Annotated in this window: 15 protein-coding genes; 9 read left to right on the forward strand and 6 right to left on the reverse strand. The window is 60.0% G+C overall.

Annotated features, from left to right (window positions below):
* Positions 1-66 precede the first annotated feature (66 nt).
* Both OS189_RS16880 and OS189_RS16885 read right to left on the reverse strand, forming a co-directional pair.
* A complete protein-coding gene (locus OS189_RS16880) occupies positions 67-3,027 on the reverse strand; it encodes an ELWxxDGT repeat protein (protein WP_267168512.1) in 2,961 nt (986 codons plus the stop codon).
* 232 nt (positions 3,028-3,259) lie between these two features.
* On the reverse strand, positions 3,260-5,053 hold the full coding sequence (locus OS189_RS16885) for a nidogen-like domain-containing protein (protein WP_267168513.1): 1,794 nt from the start codon (positions 5,051-5,053) through the stop codon (positions 3,260-3,262).
* 89 nt (positions 5,054-5,142) lie between these two features.
* Between OS189_RS16885 and OS189_RS16890 the strand changes: the two genes are divergently transcribed.
* From OS189_RS16890 to OS189_RS16920, 7 genes are all read left to right on the forward strand, one after another.
* Positions 5,143-6,063, forward strand: coding sequence for a glycosyltransferase family 2 protein (locus OS189_RS16890; RefSeq protein WP_267168514.1), 921 nt, complete (start codon positions 5,143-5,145; stop codon positions 6,061-6,063).
* A 92-nt stretch (positions 6,064-6,155) separates the two neighbouring features.
* Complete coding sequence (locus OS189_RS16895) at positions 6,156-7,595, forward strand: mannose-1-phosphate guanylyltransferase/mannose-6-phosphate isomerase (protein WP_267168515.1); 1,440 nt, start codon at positions 6,156-6,158, stop codon at positions 7,593-7,595.
* Positions 7,596-7,665: 70 nt separating this feature from the next.
* Positions 7,666-8,238 (forward strand): dTDP-4-dehydrorhamnose 3,5-epimerase, encoded by a 573-nt coding sequence (gene rfbC, locus OS189_RS16900; protein ID WP_267168516.1) that lies wholly within the window; start codon positions 7,666-7,668, stop codon positions 8,236-8,238.
* Complete coding sequence (gene rfbB / locus OS189_RS16905; protein ID WP_267168517.1) at positions 8,235-9,317, forward strand: dTDP-glucose 4,6-dehydratase; 1,083 nt, start codon at positions 8,235-8,237, stop codon at positions 9,315-9,317. The genes rfbC and rfbB overlap by 4 nt, the downstream gene beginning before the upstream one ends.
* A gap of 3 nt (positions 9,318-9,320) precedes the next feature.
* Positions 9,321-10,172 carry a dTDP-4-dehydrorhamnose reductase gene (gene rfbD / locus OS189_RS16910; protein WP_267168518.1) on the forward strand — a complete coding sequence of 284 codons (852 nt, stop codon included), beginning with the start codon at positions 9,321-9,323 and terminating at the stop codon, positions 10,170-10,172.
* Positions 10,169-11,047 carry a glucose-1-phosphate thymidylyltransferase RfbA gene (gene rfbA, locus OS189_RS16915; protein WP_267168520.1) on the forward strand — a complete coding sequence of 293 codons (879 nt, stop codon included), beginning with the start codon at positions 10,169-10,171 and terminating at the stop codon, positions 11,045-11,047. The genes rfbD and rfbA overlap by 4 nt, the downstream gene beginning before the upstream one ends.
* A 59-nt stretch (positions 11,048-11,106) precedes the next feature.
* Entirely contained in the window at positions 11,107-11,655 is a 549-nt protein-coding gene (locus OS189_RS16920) for a hypothetical protein (RefSeq protein ID WP_267168521.1), read from the forward strand.
* Here the strand turns inward: OS189_RS16920 and glmM are convergent.
* The 3 genes from glmM to OS189_RS16935 form a co-directional block, all read right to left on the reverse strand.
* Complete coding sequence (gene glmM / locus OS189_RS16925) at positions 11,652-12,998, reverse strand: phosphoglucosamine mutase (protein ID WP_267168522.1); 1,347 nt, start codon at positions 12,996-12,998, stop codon at positions 11,652-11,654. The genes OS189_RS16920 and glmM overlap by 4 nt on opposite strands.
* Positions 12,999-13,019: 21 nt before the next feature.
* The gene (glmS, locus tag OS189_RS16930) at positions 13,020-14,864 is read right to left on the reverse strand and encodes a glutamine--fructose-6-phosphate transaminase (isomerizing) (protein ID WP_267168523.1); all 1,845 of its coding nucleotides are present in this window, start codon (positions 14,862-14,864) and stop codon (positions 13,020-13,022) included.
* 173 nt (positions 14,865-15,037) lie between these two features.
* Complete coding sequence (locus OS189_RS16935; RefSeq protein WP_267168524.1) at positions 15,038-16,027, reverse strand: replication initiator protein A; 990 nt, start codon at positions 16,025-16,027, stop codon at positions 15,038-15,040.
* Positions 16,028-16,481: 454 nt separating this feature from the next.
* On the opposite strand from OS189_RS16935, the gene OS189_RS16940 reads away from it, so the two are divergent.
* Positions 16,482-17,858: an AAA family ATPase gene (locus tag OS189_RS16940; RefSeq protein WP_267168525.1), complete on the forward strand. Its 1,377-nt coding sequence runs from the start codon at positions 16,482-16,484 to the stop codon at positions 17,856-17,858.
* Positions 17,859-17,974: 116 nt separating this feature from the next.
* The gene (locus OS189_RS16945) at positions 17,975-18,979 is read left to right on the forward strand and encodes a ParB/RepB/Spo0J family partition protein (RefSeq protein ID WP_267168526.1); all 1,005 of its coding nucleotides are present in this window, start codon (positions 17,975-17,977) and stop codon (positions 18,977-18,979) included.
* Positions 18,980-19,022: 43 nt separating this feature from the next.
* Here OS189_RS16945 and OS189_RS16950 read toward each other — a convergent pair whose 3' ends face one another.
* Positions 19,023-20,189 (reverse strand): nucleotide sugar dehydrogenase, encoded by a 1,167-nt coding sequence (locus tag OS189_RS16950; protein WP_267168527.1) that lies wholly within the window; start codon positions 20,187-20,189, stop codon positions 19,023-19,025.
* Positions 20,190-20,211 lie beyond the last annotated feature (22 nt).

Consider the following 20,211-nt stretch of genomic DNA (forward strand, 5'->3'; position numbering starts at 1 on the left):
AGGATGTCTCCTGCGGGGCCAGTGTTTTTTCGGTGTCTGTGTTTTTGCGGGGTCGGGCTGTGGTGGTCAGGCCAGCAGATCGAACACGTTGCCCTGAAGCTGGATGTTGATCTCGCTCTGTCCGCCGCCGTCGATCAATGCAAACAGGATCTGCTCGGTGGGCTTGTAGATCACAAATGCCTCCTCGACACTGGCCAGACCCGATGCCGGGCGTGCGGCAAAGTTGACCTGGAAATCGCTGGCCGTGGCCCCTGCAATCCCCACCACCAGAACATCGCCTTCAGCCGCGTCATAGTCCTGAATGAAATCGGTGCCGTGATCGGCAACACCAAGATGGAAGAATTCATCCGCCCCGTTGCCACCATTGATCTGGTCAAAGCCGAAACCGCCGTTGATGAAATCATCGCCGTCCGAGCCGAACAGCAAATCCCCCAACGCAGAGCCGGTGATGCTGTCGTTGCCCGTACCACCGATCACCGTATCGCCGCCAAAGCCGCCCGAGACAACATCGTCGCCCGCGTCACCGCGCACCTCGTCGTTGCCATAGCCGCCGCGGATTGTGTCGTTACCGGCACCCCCGAACAGGTTATCGCGGCGGTCGTTCTCGCTTTCGCCGCCCACCAGCAGGTCGTCACCGGCACCGCCGACAAGATTGTCGGTGCCATCATCGCCGCGCAGTGTGTCATTGCCTTCCAGACCGATCAGGGTGTCGTTGCCGCCACCCCCTGCCAGCAGATCATCGCGGGCCGTACCAGTAAGGTTTTCAGCGGCATTGGTGCCGATCAAAGTGACACCAACAGTCGATACGACTTCATCCACATCCGTCACATTGATGGTAAACGTCTGGCTGGAGGTCAGACCGCCTGCATCGCGCGCCTGTACGGTCACCGACTGCGTTGCACTTTGCTCGAAATCGAGGCCCGTGGTGGTCTGCAAGGTATTGCCGTTCAGCGTAAAGGCACCGTTTGCATTATCGCTCAACATGAAGGTCACGGCATCCCCGTCAGGATCCATGGCCGACAGCGTACCAACTGTGGCACCGGCGGCATTTTCAGCAACCGTATTGCCCGACAGAACCGGCGCGCCGGGCGCTTCGTTCACATCCATCACCGACACCGTAAAGGTGCTGTCCGTAAAGGTGTTGTTGGCCCCTGTGGCACGCACGGTCACAGACTGTGTCGCACCCGCTTCGAAGTCGATGTTGCCTGCGGTCTGCAACTGGGCGCCGTTCAGCGTGAACAGCCCGTTTGCATTATTCACCAGCGAGAACGTAACCGCTCCGCCTTCGGGGTTTGCCGCGGAAACCGTGCCCACCGTGGTGCCTGTTGCACTGTTCTCGGTTACCATATTCCCGCTCAATGCCGGGGCGGAAGGTGCTTCGACAACATTGCTCACATTCACCGTAAAGGTCTGGCTGGAGGTGGCGCCGGAAGGATCTGCCGCCTGCACTGTTACAGAGTGGCTTTGCGCTGTCTCGAAATCAAGCGCCTGTGCCGTCACCAGCAGATCGCCATTGATGGCAAACCGCCCGCCCGCATCATTGGTCAGCGTATAGGTCAGCGCATCGCCATCCGCATCCACAGCCGCCAATGTGCCGACCGTTGTGCCAACCGCACCGTTTTCAGGTGTGGTATCGCTGCTCAGCGTTGCCGCCTCGGGCGCTACGTTGATGTCGATCACACCAAGCGCTGTGGCACCGCTGCCATTGGGCCCGACACGAACGTCCTGCACCTGATGTGTGCCTGCCTCTGTGCCATCCGTCACCCACAGCTCACGGCCCGTGGTGCCGTCATCGGCAGAAAAGTACATCAGATCATCTGCAACCATCAGATTTCTGGGAGCGCTGCCGCCAACGGGATCGATATCCATAAACATTCTGGTGCCGGCAGCGGTGCCGTCTGTGACCCACAGCTCTTGCCCGTTAGAGTTGTCATCGGCAATGAAATACCCTTTGCCTTTGAAATTGATGATATGATCCCCATCGGGGTTTACCGCACCGACAAAGCCATTGCCGGCGGGATTGATATTGCGCACCAGCGTGGTGCCCGATGCTGTCCCGTCAGAGGTCCACAACTCCTGCCCGTTGGAGCCGTTATCGGCAAAAAACAGCAGTGCATCATCCAGCTTGGCCAATCGGGAGATGTTTGAACCATCCCCGGCAGTTGTATTGATGTTGGTGACAATGTTTGTGCCCGCTTCGGTCCCGTCCGTGCGCCACAGCTCGCTCCCGTTGGTGCCGTCATCGGCCGCGAAATATAGCGTGCCGTTCAGTTCCATCATGCGTGAGGGATTGCTGTCACCTGCCCCGAAAGGATTGATATCGCGCACCTGCACCGTGCCCGCGGCAGTGCCATCGGTCTTCCACAACTCTCTGCCGTCGGTGCTGTCATACGCCGAGAAAAACAAGTTGCCGTTCAGAATATTGCTTTGGTACATAAACGGGCTGGAGTCGCCTGCACCGCTTTCGATATCAATAACTCTCTGGGTGCCTGCTTCGGTCCCGTCCGAGGTATACAATTCGCGACCGGATATCCCGTCACGCGCCGAGAAAAGCAATTTGCCACCGAGATCTACAAAATAACTCGGAATGGAACTGGTTGAGCCGTTGTACACATCGCGCACCATTTCAGGCGGACCATCAGAGGTTGTCTTATACAGCTCGCGACCCGTGTATGTACTTCCGGCGGAACCATCATAAGCAGTGAAATACATCGTCTCCCCGATCACCTTCGAGGCTGTAAGCGAGGCAGTTAAAGGAGACGAATCATCCGGCCCGAACTCGATGTCGGCAAACAATCCGGTGCCCGAAATTGTGCCATCAGATTTGAACAGCTCGTATCCGCTGTCCGGATCTCTTGCTCCGAAGTAAAGATCGCCGTCCAGTGTTTGTGTGTGAAGCGTCGGTCCCGACCCGCCTGTGCCGGGAAACAGCTCAATCAGCGAGGCCGATGTGCCATCTGCATTGGTCAGCCATGTCTCGCTGCCAGTGCCGCCATCATTTGCTTTAAAAAGAAGTACAGAACTCATTGCAAAATCCCCCAAAAAGATTGTGGTTAAAACGTTGTTTGAAAAACCGGTTGTGGCACCGGCAAGGCGTCACAGAACTCATAAAAAAAATAAAATATTTAGCCATACTGTACGGCAGAAATGCCCCAGCACAAAGAAAATTTCAAAAAACGGCCTGTTTTTGCAACTTAACTTACTTAACTATAGGGCAGGGTTGGTTTTCTCGGCAAAACACAAAATACAAACAGTCTGCCTAGGTCGTTAGATCAAAGACATCTCCGCCGATCTGCAAATTGATGCTGCGCGCCCCTGCGCCGTCCACCAGCGCCCATAGAATCTGGCCTGTAGGTTTGTAGATAACAAAGGCTTCGGCAATATTCGCCGCCCCTGCCCCCGCCTTGGAGGCATAATTGATCTGGAACTGGTTCGCCGATGCGGCCCCGCCCCCGTAGGCCAGATAATCACCCTGCCGGTGGCTGAAATCCTGAATCCAGTCACTGCCGTGACCGGCAATGCCCAGATGGAAAAACGCATCCCCCCCCTGCCCGCCATTGATCAGGTCGGAGCCGAAACCGCCGTTGATGAAATCATTCCCGTCAGAGCCGAACATCAGATCGCCAAAGGCCGAGCCTGTCAGAGTGTCATTGCCGCCCCCGCCAATGACCGTATCGGCGCCAAAGCCCCCTGCAATGCGGTCGTGGCCTGCATCCCCGCGCAGCGCGTCATTGCCATGGCCGCCCTCGATGGTGTCATTGCCATCGCCGCCGAAAATCACATCGCGCAGATCCGCATCCGTGAGGCCGCCAAAGATCAGATCATCCCCGGCCCCGCCATCAAGCGTATCCGCCCCGTCACCCCCCCGCAGCGTGTCGTTTCCCGCACCGCCGCGCAGGATATCATTGCCTGCACCACCATTCAGGCGGTCATTGCCCGCGCCGCCTTCCAGGGTGTCATCGCCGCTGCCCCCCTCCAGCACATCCGCGCCGGTGTCATCGTCGCCGCCGGTCAGATAGTCGTTGCCCGCACCCCCCTCCAGCGTGTCATTGCCTGTCCCGCCATCCAGCCTGTCATTGCCACCCCCACCGCCCAGGCGGTCGTTGCCCGCGCCGCCACTTGCGCGGTCGTTGCCAAAGCCGCCCAACAGCACGTCATTGCCGCTTCCCCCGTCCAGTCTGTCTTCTCCGGCACCCCCCTCCAGCGTGTCGCTGCCTGCGCCACCGTTCAGGGTATCGCCCCCCGCGCCCCCCTCGATCACATCCGCGCCACCGCCGCCGTTCAACACATCATTGCCGCCGCCGCCGTCCATCACATCATCCGCAGGGCCGCCCTCCAGAACATCACCGCGCGCGCCGCCGGTGATGTCCTGGCCGACAGGTTCCAGATTCACCACAGCGCCGCCGCGCATCTCGTAAATCCACAGGCCCGGCCGCCCGTCAGGGCCCAACCGCTCGTCCAGATCGCCCAGCACGTCATAGCCATCGCGTGTCTCGATCAGCAGCGGTGCGCCCTCGCGCACAAAAAGACCCGCGCGCGCGCCCACATCCCCCTCGCCCGTGCCGATGGTCCAGCCGATTGTGTCATAGCGGTAGACGATGTCGAAATTGCCGCCGCCACGGTCAAACATTTGTAACTGGAAGGTGTTGGGCGCATCCGCGCGGCGCCGGTACACCCCCACCGCATCCCATGTGATTGTCACCACATCGCGCGCCGCGTCCACATCCACCCAGATGCCGCCGCTCTCGAACCCCTCACCGTCCAGCCGCGTGTCAATATCCGCCCAGAACGGCGCAATCATATCGCGCGCGGTATTGGCATTGCCCGCCACAGGATAGGACAGAAACCGCCCCCCCAGCGTGACCGTACCGTTGGTGTTGAGGTAAATATTGTCTCCATCATAGGCGCGCCCGAAATAGTTCAGCCCGTCTTCGAACACCGCGCGCAGATCCAGCCGCGTGGTGGCATCATCGCTGCGCGCGATCGCCTGTTCGCCAAAACCGCGTGCACCGCCCAGCCCTGTGACAACAGTTCCATCCCCCGTGACCGGCATATGCGTCTCCCCTGCGTTGCGTCTTGTCTGCGCTTGTCATAGGTCAAAACCATTGCCAAAAGATTGGCACCCGTCCGCGAAGGCCCGCCATGACCGCTCCTGCTGTTGCCATCCTGCTTGCCACCTACAACGGTGCCCGAAATCTGGCCGAACAGCTGGACAGCTTTGCCGCGCAAACCCATCCGCCCGCGCTGGTCCTTGTCAGCGATGACGGCTCGACCGATGCCACCCGCGATATTCTGGCCCGCTTTGCCACTGCGCACCCCGCCCTTCCCCTGCAGGTGCTGGAGGGGCCGCAGCAGGGATCGGCGGCCAATTTCCTCAGCCTGCTGGCGCGCTGCCCCGAGGATATTGACATGGCGTGTTTCTCCGATCAGGACGATGTCTGGCTGGAAAACAAGATCGCGCGCGCCGTGGCACAGCTGGGCAACACAGACCCGCAGCTTTATTGCGCGCGCACATGGGAATGTGATGACGATCTCTCCAATCGCCGGATTTCACGGCTGCCGCCCAAACCGGCAGGGTTTCGCAACGCGCTGGTGCAAAATATCGCGGCGGGCAATACCATCATGCTCAACCGTGCCGCCCTTGATCTGGCGCGCACGGCAGCCGCGCGCACAGGCGAAGTGGCCGTGCATGACTGGTGGGTTTACCAATTGATGACAGGGGCCGGCGCGCGGGTGATCTTCGATCCCGAAGCCGTGCTTTTGTACCGCCAGCACGCGGGAAACCTGATTGGCGCCAACCGAGGTATGCTCGCCACCCTGCGCCGCTTGCGCCATCTGTTTACCGGCACGTTCCGGCGCTGGAACGATATCAACATCGCAGCGCTTGAGGTATCGGCGGCACATCTGACAGAGGAAAACCGCGCCCTGCTGCGCCATTTCGCCCGCGCCCGTACACAAGGACCGCGCGCGCGCATCGCAATGCTGCGCAAAACGGGGTTTTACCGTCAGGGCAGGCTGGGGCAGGCTTCTTTGTGGCTGGCCGCGATGCTGGGGCGGCTGTAAACGCCGGGCTGCCATTCGCTTTGCCATGATTTTGCTATAAATCTGCGCTAACTTGTCGATGATACCCAAGACCCCCAAGCGGAGCACACCCCATGTCCGAGACCATACCGCCGATCCATCCTGTTCTTCTGGCGGGCGGTTCGGGCACACGGCTGTGGCCGCTGTCGCGCAAATCCTACCCCAAACAGTTCTCGAAGCTAATGGGTGAGGAAAGCCTGTTCCAGGCCTCTGCGCGCCGCTTTGCAGGGGCGGGTTTTGCGCCCCCCCTGGTGCTGACGGGCGAGGATTTCCGCTTTATCGTGACCGAGCAACTGGCCGCGATCCATCAATCCCCCCAAGCCATCGTGATCGAACCCGAGGGGCGCAATACCGCCCCTGCCGTGCTGACCGCAGCCTTGATGCTGGCGCAAGATGACGCGGATGCGCTGATGCTGGTGGCCCCGTCCGATCATGTAATCCCCGACGGGGGCGCGTTTCTGGCGGCATTGGAGGCCGCCCACCCACGCGCGCAGGCCGGTGATCTGGTCACATTCGGCATCACGCCGGACAAACCCGAAACAGGGTACGGATATCTTGAACTGGCGCGCGATGCCAACCCGGCCGCGCAAACCCCGCAACCACTGGCGCGCTTTGTTGAAAAACCCTGCGCCACCCGCGCCGCCGAAATGCTGGCGGCGGGAAATTTCCTGTGGAATGCGGGGATATTCCTGTTTTCCGCCCGTGCCATCCTTGCCGCCTATGATCAACACGCCCCCGATCTGGTGGAGCCCGTGCGCGCAGCCCTTGCAGGGGCGCAGGCCGATCTGGGCTTCACCCGTCTGGCCGCCGGCCCATGGGCCACCCTGCCCGATATCTCGGTGGATTACGCGATTATGGAAAAGGCAGCCAACCTTGCGGTAATGCCCTACGCCGCCGGCTGGTCCGATCTGGGCGGTTGGGAGGCGGTCTGGGCCGAGGAAGGGCCCGATGCCACCGGCACCGTCTGCACCGGCGCGGCCCATGCCATTGATTGCACCGATACGCTGCTGCGCTCGGATACGGAGGGGTTGCAACTGGTCGGCATCGGTCTGGACGACATCGTCGCCGTTGCCATGGCAGACGCCGTGTTGGTGGCGCGCAAATCCGACAGCCAGCGGGTGAAAGAGGCTGTCGCCCTGCTGAAATCCAAAGACGCAAAACAAGCCACCCAGTTTCCCCGCGACCACCGCCCGTGGGGCTGGTTCGAAAGCCTCGCTGTGGGGGGGCGGTTTCAGGTCAAACGCATCGTGGTCAATCCCGGCGCAGCGCTGAGCTTGCAAAGCCACCACCACCGCTCTGAACACTGGATTGTGGTGGAAGGCACCGCGCGCGTCACCGTGGACAAAGAGGTAAAGCTGATCAGCGAAAACCAGTCTGTCTATATTCCGCTGGGGGCCACGCACCGCATGGAAAACCCCGGAAAACTGCCGATGGTGCTGATCGAGGTCCAGACCGGCAGCTATCTGGGTGAAGACGACATCATCCGTTATGAAGATGTCTATGCCCGCTCGTAAGGGATAAGGTTTTCATTGCAGGCGCAAGCCACTATGACAAACCCGCAAAGATATTACTTCAGGAGCCGCCATGCTTGACGTCCAGCCCACCAAACTGCCCGGTGTGATGATCATCACCCCCGCCCGCCACGGCGATCACCGCGGCTTCTTCTCCGAAAGCTGGAATGTGCAGGCCATGCGCAAGGCCGGTCTGGAAATCGACTTTGTGCAGGACAACCACTCGTTTTCCGCCGCTGCCGGCACCGTGCGCGGCCTGCATTTCCAGTCGCCCCCGCACGCGCAGGGCAAACTGGTGCGCTGCGGACGCGGCACACTCTATGATGTGGCGGTTGATATCCGTGTCGGCTCGCCCACCTACGGCCAGTGGGTCGGCGAAGAGCTGAGCTTTGAAAACGGGCGCCAGCTGTGGATTCCCGCAGGCTTTTTACACGGATTTGTCACCCGCGAACCCGACACCGAAATCATCTACAAATGCACCGATCATTACGCCCCCGAATGTGACGGGGCCGTGCGCTTTGACGATCCCGACATCGGCATCAACTGGGGCCTGCCCGCAGGGGGCGCCATACTGTCGCCCAAGGACGAAGCCGCGCCATTGCTCAAGGATTTCAAATCGCCTTTCACCTATGAGGCCACAGCATGAGACTGATCGTTACCGGCGGCGCGGGGTTCATCGGATCGGCCGTGGTGCGCCTTGCTATCGCGCGCGGCCACGAGGTGATCAACATTGACAAACTCACCTATGCCGCCTGCCTCGATAACGTGGCAGAGGCCGCAAAAAGCGCCAATTACACCTTTATAGAGGCTGATATCTGCGACGCGGATGCCATGGCCGCGGCATTTGAAACCCACCAGCCCGATGCCATCATGCATCTGGCCGCCGAATCCCACGTCGACCGTTCGATCGACGGGCCGGGGGCGTTTATTCAAACCAACGTGATCGGCACCTTCACCCTGCTACAGGCCGCGCGCGCGTATTGGGAAGCGCGCGGCAAGCCTGACAGCTTCCGTTTTCACCATATCTCCACAGATGAAGTCTTCGGCAGTCTCGGCCCCACCGGCCAGTTTACCGAAGACACCCCCTATGATCCGCGCTCGCCCTACTCTGCCTCGAAGGCTTCGTCGGACCATCTGGTGCGCGCATGGCACGAGACTTACGGCCTGCCTGTGGTGCTCACCAATTGCTCCAACAACTACGGCCCCTATCACTTTCCCGAAAAGCTGGTGCCGGTTGTCATCCTAAACGCGCTGGCGGGCAAACCGCTGCCGATCTATGGCAAAGGCGATAACGTACGTGACTGGCTCTATGTCGAGGATCACGCCGATGCCCTGCTCAAGGTGCTGGCGATCGGCGCTGTAGGTCGCAGCTATAACATCGGCGGCGAGAACGAGCGTACCAATCTGGAACTGGTCACAACCCTGTGCGAAATTCTGGATGATCTGCGCCCTGCTCCCGCGCCTTCGGGCGAAGCGGCAGAGCATAAAACAAATTCGTATAAAAATCTGATCACCTATGTGGCCGACCGCCCGGGCCATGACGCGCGCTATGCCATTGACCCCACCCGCATGAACGAGGAACTCGGCTGGCACCCTTCCGTCACTGTGGAAGAGGGTTTGCGCAAAACCGTGCAATGGTATCTGGACAACGAAGACTGGTGGCGCGCGCTGCAAAACCGTGACGGTGTCGGCACACGTCTGGGAACAGGCACTAACAAGGGATAAATGATGCGTATTCTCGTCTTTGGCAAAACCGGTCAGGTCGCAACCGAGCTGCAATTGCAGGGTGATGTCACCGCCCTTGGCCGTGACGCGGCCGATCTGTCCGATCCCGCCGCCTGCGCCGCCGCAATCGATGCAGGCTCTTGGGACGCGGTGATCAATGCCGCCGCCTACACCGCCGTAGACAAAGCCGAGGAAGAAGAGGCGCTGGCGCAGGTCATCAACGGCGATGCTCCTGCTGCCATGGCACAGGCCTGTGCGCAGCACGCCATCCCGTTTATCCATATCTCGACCGATTATGTGTTCGAGGGATCAGGCACCGATCCGTGGCGCGTATCAGACCCTGTTTCACCGCAAAACGCCTATGGCCGCACCAAACTGGCGGGCGAGGAAGGCGTGCGCGCCGCTGGTGGGCAACATGCAATCCTGCGCACCTCATGGGTGTTTTCCGCGCATGGCAACAATTTTGTCAAAACCATGCTGCGCCTGTCGGATACCCGCGATGCGCTGAGCGTTGTGGCCGACCAGATCGGCGGCCCCACCCCCGCGGCCGCCATTGCCGCCACCGTGCTGGACATGGCACATCAGATGAAAACAGACCCTAACAAGGGCGGAACCTATCACTATGGCGGCACACCTGCCGTTTCATGGGCCGATTTCGCGCGCAAGATTTTTGCCCTATCAGACCGCAGCGTGACTGTAACAGGCATCCCCACCGCCGATTACCCCACCCCTGCCAGCCGTCCGCTGAATTCACGGATGGACGGAACCACCTTACAAACCGATTTCAACATCGCACAGCCCGACTGGAAAGCGGGCCTGTGCGATGTCCTCAAGACATTGAAAGATACAATATGAAACGCAAGGGCATCATCCTCGCCGGCGGCTCCGGCACACGGCTTTATCCGATCACACTGGGCATCTCCAAACAGCTGCTGCCAATCTATGACAAACCGATGATCTATTACCCCCTGTCGGTGCTGATGCTGGGCAGCATCCGCGAGGTGGCCATCATCACCACGCCCGAAGATCAAAGCCAGTTCCAGCGCCTGCTGGGCGACGGCAGCCAGTGGGGGATGCAGTTCACCTATATCATCCAACCCAGCCCCGATGGTCTGGCGCAGGCGTTTATCCTTGCAAAAGACTTCCTCGACGGCGCGCCTTCCGCGCTGGTGCTGGGCGACAATATCTTCTTTGGTCATGGCCTGCCCGAAATCCTTGCCCAGGCGGATGCAAAAACCACAGGCGGCACCGTCTTCGGCTACCGCGTGGCAGACCCCGAACGCTATGGCGTAGTGGATTTCGACGACGGAGGCCGCGCCATTTCGATCATCGAAAAGCCCGAAGTGCCCCCCTCGAACTTTGCCGTTACGGGGCTCTACTTCCTTGACGGCGATGCGCCTGAACGCGCCGCACAGGTCAAACCCTCGCCGCGCGGCGAACTGGAAATCACCACCCTGCTGGAGATGTATCTGCACGACGGGCTGCTCTCGGTAGAACGTATGGGGCGGGGCTATGCATGGCTTGATACCGGCACCCACGGCTCGCTGCTGGATGCGGGTAACTTTGTGCGCACGCTGGAACGCCGCCAGGGTCTGCAAACCGGCAGCCCCGACGAGATCGCTTATGCCCAGGGCTGGATCAGCGACGAAGAGCTGACCACCCGCGCGCAGCGTTATGCCAAGAACGACTATGGCACCTATCTGACCGGGCTGATCAACGAGAAAAAATAGCCGCGCCCGACCGCAGCCCTATATCTACATAAACCGGACGGCACAGAGGAAACCCGCATATGCCCCCCGCCGACAAGTCCACCGACCTGCTCAAACAGCCGCCCGCAATGACTGCCGCCGACAGCGCCGCTGAAATCCAGCGGGTTCTGCGCGCCGAGATCGCGACGTTGCGCGCCGAAAACGACGCTCTGCGCGCACAGGTCGATCAGGGGCAGACCGGCGATGGCGGCGCGGCGCTTGCCCGGCTCCAGCACCGTCACGGGGTTGAACTGACACTGGCCCATATGCGCCAGATCGTCTGGTACGCAGGGCACCCCGACGGGGTCCATCCCGTCAGCGACATGATCACCTTGCTGGAAAAAAGCACCCTGTTTGACGCACAGTGGTATCTGTCGCGTGATGCGGGCCTGCGCGCCTCCGACATGTCACCGGCTGAACATTACCTGCGCGCCGGTGCCTATGAAGGGCGCGATCCCGGACCGGGGTTCGACACGATGGGCTATTACCTTGCCAACCCCGATGTGGCCGCCGCAGGCTGGCCTGCGCTGGCCCATTACGAGGCCTACGGGCGCGATGAAAACCGCGCCCTGCAATGGTCACCGGCCTAGGGGTTTCCCTGCTTGCGGATCTGCTCGGCGATGCTCGACACCACACTGCTCAGCAAGGCGGGGTCTTCGCATTCTCCCATCACACGGATCAATGCCTCGGTGCCGGATTTGCGGATCAGCAGACGGCCTGTGCCTTTCAACTTTTCCTCGCCCTTTGCGATGGCGTCTTTCACCTGCTGGGCTTGCAGCGGGGCCATTTCGGGGGCGTAGCGGACATTTTCCAACAGTTGCGGCACCGGCTCGAAGGTGTTGGTCAGCACACTGGCAGGCAGGCCGCTGGCCTTTAGCACGCTCAGAAATTGCAGCCCCGCCACCAACCCGTCTCCGGTGGTGGCATAATCGGTCATCACGATATGGCCCGACTGTTCGCCGCCCATGTTGAAACCGCCTGCGCGCATTTCTTCCACCACATAGCGGTCGCCGACATTGGTCCGGCGCAGGGTGATCCCCTGCTCCTCAAGATACCGTTCCATCCCGAGGTTGGACATCACCGTGGCCACCAGCGTGTTTTTGTTCAACCGCCCCGCGCGGGACCAATGGGTTGCCAGCAACGCCATCAACTGGTCCCCGTCCACCACATTGCCCTTTTCATCCAGCAGGATAATCCGGTCGGCGTCGCCATCCAGACAAATGCCCAGATCGGCCTCGTGATCGCGCACCGCCTGCGCCGCGCGCTCGGGGTGGGTGGATCCGCAGCCGTCATTGATGTTGTAGCCGTTGGGCGACACGCCGATGGGAATGATCTGCGCGCCCAGTTCCCACAGCACTTCGGGCGCGGTTTTATAGGCGGCCCCGTTGGCGCAATCGATGACGATCTTCAGCCCGTCAAGGCGCACCCAGTCGGGCAGCGTGGTTTTGGAATATTCCACATAGCGTCCGGCGCTGCCGTTCAGGCGCGTCACACGGCCGATCTTCTGGCTCGGCTCGTCCAGCGCATCACTTTCCAGAATTGCCTCGATCTCGGCTTCGGCCCCGTCAGACAGTTTGAAACCGTCCGGCCCGAAAAACTTGATCCCGTTGTCTTCGGCAGGGTTGTGGCTGGCCGAAATCATCACCCCCAGATCGGCGCGCATCGAATGGGTCAGCCGCCCCACCGCAGGGGTCGGCATCGGCCCCAGTATAAACACATCCATTCCCGCAGCCGTGAACCCCGACATCAACGCCGTCTCCAGCATATAGCCCGAGCGGCGCGTGTCCTTGCCGATCACCACACGGTGCTGGCCGTTGCCTGCGCCAAAATACTTGCCCACCGCCATCGCAAGGCGCACGGCAAATACCGATGTCATCGGATGATGGCCCGCACGGCCCCGGATGCCGTCTGTTCCGAAATATGTCTTGCTCATCGCAGCACTCCTTTCAGGGGCTTATTCAACCGTGACCGATTTGGCGAGATTGCGCGGCTGGTCCACATCGGTGCCTTTTTCAACAGCCGTATGATAGGCCAGCAGCTGAACCGGCACCGCATAGACGATGGGCGCAAACGGCCCGTCGATGTCGGGCATCTCAATTGTATGCCATGCATCGCCCCCGCCCTCGGCCAGGCCTGCGGCATCGCTGATCATGATGATCTTGCCGCCGCGCGCCATGACTTCCTGCATGTTAGAGATTGATTTATCGAACATCGCGTCAGACGGTGCCAGCACCACCACCGGCAATTTGTCATCGACCAGCGCAATCGGGCCGTGCTTCAGCTCGCCGCTGGCATAGCCTTCCGCGTGGATATAGGAAATTTCCTTGAGCTTGAGCGCGCCCTCAAGCGCCAGCGGGAACATCGCCCCGCGCCCCAGAAACAGCGCATCATCCACATGGCCCAGATGGGTGGCGATCTCTTTTATGCTGTTTTCACAATGCAGCGCCTGCCCCACCAGACGCGGCACCGCCATCAGGTGCTCCTGCAACGCGGTTTCGCCCGCCTCGTCCAGATGGCCGCGCTGGCGTGCTGCCGTAATTGCCATCGCCGCCAGCACTGTCAGCTGGCAGGTAAATGCCTTGGTCGAGGCCACGCCGATTTCGGCACCCGCCAGAATGGGCAGCGCCACATTGCTTTCGCGCGCAATGGAGGACGTGGCCACATTGACCACCGATACAATGCTCTGCGCCTTGCCCGCACAATAGCGCAGCGCCGCCAGCGTGTCTGCCGTTTCGCCGGACTGGCTGACAAACAATGCAATCGTGCGGTCCGACAGGGGCGGTTCGCGGTAGCGGTATTCGGAAGCGATATCGATTTCGACCGGCAGGCGTGCAATCTGCTCGAACCAGTATTTGGCGGTGTGACAGGCCAGCGAGGCGGTGCCGCAGGCCACCATCACCAGACGGTCGACATTGGTGAAATCGATACTCTCTAACAAGGCGCGACCAGCGCGGTCGTCGTCTTCACGCCCGCCCAGATAGTAATCGGCAGCCGCCGCCAGAACGCGCGGTTGCTCGGCGATCTCTTTGGCCATGAAATGTTTGTAACCGCCTTTGTCGACGCTGTGCACGTCGATCTCGATTGTTGTGCGTTCGCGCGCAACAGTGTCACCGCTTTCGTCATAGAACGTGGCGCCCGCACGGGTCAGCACCGCGATGTCGCCTTCTTCCAGATAGGTCACATCAGCAGTCATAGAAGCCAGCGCCAGTGCGTCAGAGCCGATGAACATCTCGCCCTCGCCCCAGCCGATGGCCAGCGGTGATCCCTTGCGCGCGGCGATCATCAGATCGGTTTCACCCTCAAACAGGAATGCCAGCGCATAGGCCCCTTCCAGTTTGGCAATCGTTGCCTTGGCTGCGTCTTCAGGGGTGTGGCCCTGATCAAGGAACCAGTTGCACAGCATCGCAACGGTTTCCGTGTCGGTCTGGGTTTCCGGCACAACCTGATGTGTCGCCAGTTCCTCGCGCAGCTTGCGGTAGTTTTCGATGATCCCGTTATGCACCACCGCCACGCGGCCCCGCGCATGCGGGTGTGCATTTACAGTTGTGGCCGCGCCATGTGTGGCCCAGCGGGTGTGGCCGATGCCTGACGTTCCTGTCAGCGGTTCATGCACCAGAAGGTCGGCAAGATTGACCAGCTTCCCCAGCGAGCGGCGGCGGTCCAGCCGGCCTGCGTTCGCGCCATCATCAACCGTTGCAATACCTGCGCTGTCATATCCGCGATACTCCAGCCGCCGCAATCCGTCCACAAGGATCGGCGCTGCCTGATGTTTGCCGATCACGCCTACAATACCACACATAATGTTTTTGCCTTTTCTTTAAATTATAGACCGGAAGTTTCATAAAACTGCAGGCTGAATATGCTGCCGATCTATCCGAATTTCCCATCCTTGCCAAGCAAGCGCAACGCGGTCTTTTCGGCCATTCCACGCCTGTCCGGTTACAGCCTGAAACCTTTCGTACGCGAAAGGTGCTACCCGCCCGCCTGCTTTGCCACCCATCCCAGAAATGCCGCATCGGGGTCGCGCAATGTACGGCGGCCGCGGGCCTCCCATGTCGCGTGCCAGTCGGCTTGCAGCCCGTACACATCCGCACCCGGAACCAGATCGCGCGCGCGATCCAGTGCAGCGGCACTTATCACCGGCATCCGTCCGGGTTCGACCACTGCGCCACGCCGCTCGAAGCGCATCAGATCACCCGGAGCTTCGGACATGGTGTAGTCGGGCAATGTATCGGCCACGATCATATCGCGCAGCATCTTGCGAAACACACGGCGCGGCGAGGCGGATCCGGATTTCTTCAACAGCGTATCGACCGAAACAGTCCACCCCGCCTGCCGCCCGCAATGCTTGCGCGCCAATTCGTAAACACGCCGCTCCAGCGGTTTGCGCAAGCTGAAGTAGGCGCGGTTCAACGTCAGCACCGCCTTGTCCAGCACCGCGCGGTAAAGCCACTCGCTCAAGGTGACCGCCACCCAGAGCATCCGCCCCCCCTTGCCCTGCCGCACAATCTGCCAGTTTTCGATCAGGCCGAAACCCGTGGTCACCTCCTGACCCCCGGTCATCATATTGGTGGTGATGCGGGTGCCGGCCAAACGCTCGAAAGCATCGCGCAGACGTTTATAGCCATCCCCGGAGGTTTCACGCGATGTCGCCACCAGCAAGTCGTGCGCCTTGAGGGTGAGGGTGCGGGTGATCTCGCGGCCTGCGTTTTGCGCCGCCATCAACTGGCTGATGCAGTAGATCAGGATGTCCTTGTCATGCAGGGTTGCCAACCCGCGCACCGAAGGAGTCACGGTGATATCCGTATCGTTATGGGTATAGCTGAGGATACGCCTGTCCGGTCTGGTCGAGAGCGAGAACATCGGATGCTCCATCGAGCCGATGTCGTCTTTCGGGGCTGCGTTGAAGATGTCGCACGAAAAAAACGCGCCCTCTCCACGCCCCAGTGCCGGGGTGTTCATATGCCTGTCCTGCTCACTGCCTATGCGCTCTTGTTGTCCGTGTTCTCACGGATCTTGCGGCGCGAATCTGCTTCGTGGTTTTAGTTACACCAAGTTTAGAGTTATCCACAGGCTGCGTCTATGCCAGCATCTGCGCACAGCGTGGTTTCAGAGTCGGCTCTTCGGGGGTTCAGAGTCACTTTATCGTGGTTTCAGAGTCAGGGCTTGCTTGAAAATGGACAACAAGTAACTGAAAAGCATAAAAAAAGAAGCTGCTGGAATTCCTGTAACTATTATATAACCTGATATTAACTTGATAATTCGTGCATTTGCCTCGAAATGAGCGTCTCCGACCGAAAAAACCCTTGGATTTGCTAGGGAATACAAGGCAAGTCAAAAGAGATGTTGTTTTAATTATAGTATGTACGCCCTTTCGTGGTATATGACGCAAAACAGACCACATTGAGCAAATCACATGACATCGGAAACACCAGAGCTTCCCCCCTATTTTAACATAGATCCAGATCAGGCCCTTGCCGATCTGGATGCGCCGGTAAATGCCGAAGGTTTTGCCGCCATCGCCCAGAACTGCGCGCGCGGACGGGCCGATCTGGCGGGGCGGGGTCTGGATGAGACGGGGCGCAAAAGCCTGCGTCCGTTTTCAACATGGGAAATCACCCGCTATCTGATCCCCGTGGCCCAAGGCCATTTCCGCCGTGTGTTGAAGCAAAACCCGCATCTGCCGCAGGGCACATCGGAAACCGTGGGCGGGGCAAAATGGTTCAGCTTCGAAGAGGTTCTTTTGCTGCGGGCGCATTTCGCGCAACTGGGGTCAAAATCGAAAGAATACAAACCCTATCGCCCTGAGGGGGCAAAAGCCAAAATTGTCGCTGTCGCGAATTTCAAAGGCGGTGTCGGCAAGACATCGACGGCAGCCCATCTGGCGATGTCGGCGGCACTGGACGGCTATCGCGTACTGGTGGTTGATCTTGATTCCCAAGGATCGATGACCTCGATCTTCGGTGGCAAGGTCGAGGATGAATGGCAGACCGTGTTTCCGTTGATTGCGCGCCACTATGCCACCCATCTGAAAGCGGACAACCAGTTGCGCCTGGCGCAGGGGCTGGACCCGGTCCTGTTGGATGACACGTTGACAGAGGCGTTGGAGATCGGGGCGAAGAACCTGATCCAGACGACCCACTGGCCCAACATTGATCTGATCGGCGCACAGTTGAATTTATATTGGGCGGAGTTCCAGATTCCTGTCTGGCGGATGCAGGGGCGCAGTTGGAAGCTTTGGGATGCGCTGACCGATACGCTGGAGGCTGACGGGGTGCTGGATGACTATGATCTGGTCTTTGTGGATACGCCCCCTGCCCTTGGCTATCTGACCATCAACGGGCTGGCGGCGGCAGATATCCTGCTGGTGCCGCTGGGGGCGTCGTTTCTGGAGTTTGATTCAACGGGGCGGTTTTTTGATATGCTGCACGCCACGTTTTCCTCGATCGAAACCGGAGAGAACATGGCGGCCCGTGCATTGGGGCGGCCCGAGCTACAGTTTGAATGGGATGCGGTGCGCGCGGTCATCACCCGCTTTGATGCGGCGCAGCAGTCGGAGATGGGGGCGCTGATGCAGGCCTATCTGGGCGATACCCTGTCGCCGCACCGGCAGGATTTTACCGCGCTGATCGGGCAGGCGGGAGAGCAGGCCAGTGGCATCTACGAGGCTGACTATCGCGACTTTAACCGCGAGACATATGCCCGTGGACGGGCCACGTTTGATCAGACCTATGCGGCATTCAAAAAGCTGTTGCTGGGCATCTGGCGCCGAGATGAAGTGTCTAAGAAATAGATTAGGCTCTAACAGACAACCTTTCGCACGCGAAAGGTTTTACAAGGCCCGCCCTGTTAGGGGATTGTTAGGGCAAAGGGTCAAGGCTGCCCCTGAAAGCCGTGAGGAGAGACGAGATGGCCAAGCGCAAACGACTGACCCCAGCCCTGCTGAACGATGCGCCGGCGGCTGCGCCGGCGGCCCGTGCGCCGATTGCGCAGATCGCGGGGGATGTGGCCAGCACAGCCGCCTTCGAGGCCCTGCGCGCCGAGTTGGAAGGTGCCACCCGTGAGGGGCGGATCATCCGCGCTATTCCGCTGGAACAGGTGCATGAGGCCTACCTTATCAGGGATCGTCAGCACACTGCAGAGGAAGATGTAGAAGCTCTGTATCACAGCATACGCAGCCGTGGGCAGCAGGCCCCGATCGAAGTGGTGATGGTTGAAGACGGATTTGGCCTGATATCCGGCTGGCGGCGCTTGCAGGCACTGCGCGCACTTTACGCCGACACGGGAGAAGAGCGGTTTGCCACGGTGCAGGCGCTGGTGCGCCAGCCTGCGGCGCAGGCGGATGCCTATGTGGCGATGGTTGAGGAAAACGAGATCCGCGCGAACCTGTCGTTCTACGAACGGGCGCGGGTGGCGGTGCAGACCCTGAGGGCAGGGGTGTTTGAAACGGAGAAAGAGGCGCTACAAAGCCTGTTTGCCTCGGTTAGCTTCTCCAAGCGGTCCAAGATCAAATCATTCATGCCTGTGGTTGAGGCGCTGGACGAGGTGTTGCACGCGCCGCAACTGATCCCCGAGCGGTTGGGGCTTGCCCTGTCAAAGCGGCTGGCCGAGGACGGCGGTGCCGCTGCCCGTTTGCGTGCGCATCTGCGGGAAGCCCATGCCACAGGCCGGGCGGAGCGTGAGGTGCTGGAAGCGGCCGTAAGTGACGAAGCCCCTGCGGAGAGCAAGCCCGAGAAGAATGATCGTCCGACACCAGCGCCCAACGCCGCGGCGGGTGTAACGCTGCCCCTGCAGCGCAAACTGGGCGAGGGGCTGGAACTGCTGGCGCGGGAGGGACGTGTTGTGGTGCAGGGAACAGGTGTGGATGCGGCGTTTGTGGCGCGGCTTGAAGCGTTCCTGCGCAAGCATTCCTGAGTTTTTTAGGCTCTGGAATGTCGATATAGAGCCTGTTTCGGCTTCAGTCCTCGCCAAACAGATCGCGGGTGAACACCTTGTCTTTTACATCCAGCAGATCGTCATTCATCCGGTTTGCCACGATGATATCGGACTGCGCCTTAAAGCTTTCCAGATCGCGGATCACGCGGGAATTGAAAAACTCGTCCTCTTTCAGGGCGGGTTCAAAAACGATAACTTCGACCCCTTTGGCCTTGATGCGTTTCATAATTCCCTGAATGGAGGACTGCCGGAAATTATCGCTGTTTGCCTTCATCACCAGACGGTGCACACCGACGATTTTGGGATTGGCGGCGAGAATTTGTTCCGAGAGGAAATCCTTGCGGGTGCGGTTGGCATCCACAACCGCGCGGATCAGGTTTTGCGGTACTTCTGAATAGTTGGCCAGCAGCTGTTTGGTATCTTTGGGCAGGCAATAGCCGCCATAGCCGAAGGAGGGGTTGTTGTAATGGTCTCCGATGCGCGGATCGAGGCTGATGCCTTCGATGATCTGGCGGCTGTCCACATTACGCGACATCGCATAGCTGTCGAGTTCGTTGAAAAACGCCACGCGCATGGCGAGATAGGTATTGGCAAACAGCTTGATCGCCTCGGCCTCGGCGGCGTCGGTGAATTTGACGGGAATATCCGTGGCCCGCGCACCGCCGGTCAGCAGCTCTGCAAATTGATGTGCGGCTTTGGTTCTGGCGCCGACAATGATGCGGCTGGGATAGAGGTTGTCATAAAGCGCGCGCCCCTCGCGCAGGAATTCGGGCGAGAACAGGATATTGTCGTTGCCGGTTTCGCTGCGCAAACGGTCGGTGAACCCCACGGGAATGGTGGACTTGATCACAATGGTTGCATCCGGGTTGAGGCGGGTCACCTCGCTGATAACAGTCTCTACGCTGGAGGTATCGAAGTAGTTGGTGTGGGTGTCATAGTTGGTGGGCGTGGCCACGACGATAAAATCAGCATCCGTGAAAGCAGCCGCAGCATCGGTTGTGGCGGTCAGGTTTAGATCGGGAAGCGTGAGAAAATCGGAGATATCAGGGTCTGCTATGGGACTTTTGCCCGCATTGATCATATCAACCCGCGCCTGCGAGATGTCGGTCGCGACCACGCGGTTATGCTGTGCCAGCAAAACCGCATTGGACAGCCCGACATAGCCCAGACCTGCAACGGCAATTTTCATAAACGATCCTGTCTGTGGTGTG

Origin of the sequence: Sulfitobacter sp. F26169L (genome assembly GCF_026410285.1) — a bacterium.
GTDB lineage: Bacteria > Pseudomonadota > Alphaproteobacteria > Rhodobacterales > Rhodobacteraceae > Sulfitobacter.

What these genes read in the sequence shown, in the direction of transcription:
- OS189_RS16880 (WP_267168512.1), bottom strand. Translation starts at nt 3,027, where the DNA reads ATGAGTTCTGTACTTCTTTTTAAAGCAAATGATGGCGGCACTGGCAGC.
- OS189_RS16885 (WP_267168513.1), bottom strand. Translation starts at nt 5,053, where the DNA reads ATGCCGGTCACGGGGGATGGAACTGTTGTCACAGGGCTGGGCGGTGCA.
- OS189_RS16890 (WP_267168514.1), top strand. Translation starts at nt 5,143, where the DNA reads ATGACCGCTCCTGCTGTTGCCATCCTGCTTGCCACCTACAACGGTGCC.
- OS189_RS16895 (WP_267168515.1), top strand. Translation starts at nt 6,156, where the DNA reads ATGTCCGAGACCATACCGCCGATCCATCCTGTTCTTCTGGCGGGCGGT.
- rfbC (WP_267168516.1), top strand. Translation starts at nt 7,666, where the DNA reads ATGCTTGACGTCCAGCCCACCAAACTGCCCGGTGTGATGATCATCACC.
- rfbB (WP_267168517.1), top strand. Translation starts at nt 8,235, where the DNA reads ATGAGACTGATCGTTACCGGCGGCGCGGGGTTCATCGGATCGGCCGTG.
- rfbD (WP_267168518.1), top strand. Translation starts at nt 9,321, where the DNA reads ATGCGTATTCTCGTCTTTGGCAAAACCGGTCAGGTCGCAACCGAGCTG.
- rfbA (WP_267168520.1), top strand. Translation starts at nt 10,169, where the DNA reads ATGAAACGCAAGGGCATCATCCTCGCCGGCGGCTCCGGCACACGGCTT.
- OS189_RS16920 (WP_267168521.1), top strand. Translation starts at nt 11,107, where the DNA reads ATGCCCCCCGCCGACAAGTCCACCGACCTGCTCAAACAGCCGCCCGCA.
- glmM (WP_267168522.1), bottom strand. Translation starts at nt 12,998, where the DNA reads ATGAGCAAGACATATTTCGGAACAGACGGCATCCGGGGCCGTGCGGGC.
- glmS (WP_267168523.1), bottom strand. Translation starts at nt 14,864, where the DNA reads ATGTGTGGTATTGTAGGCGTGATCGGCAAACATCAGGCAGCGCCGATC.
- OS189_RS16935 (WP_267168524.1), bottom strand. Translation starts at nt 16,027, where the DNA reads ATGAACACCCCGGCACTGGGGCGTGGAGAGGGCGCGTTTTTTTCGTGC.
- OS189_RS16940 (WP_267168525.1), top strand. Translation starts at nt 16,482, where the DNA reads ATGACATCGGAAACACCAGAGCTTCCCCCCTATTTTAACATAGATCCA.
- OS189_RS16945 (WP_267168526.1), top strand. Translation starts at nt 17,975, where the DNA reads ATGGCCAAGCGCAAACGACTGACCCCAGCCCTGCTGAACGATGCGCCG.
- OS189_RS16950 (WP_267168527.1), bottom strand. Translation starts at nt 20,189, where the DNA reads ATGAAAATTGCCGTTGCAGGTCTGGGCTATGTCGGGCTGTCCAATGCG.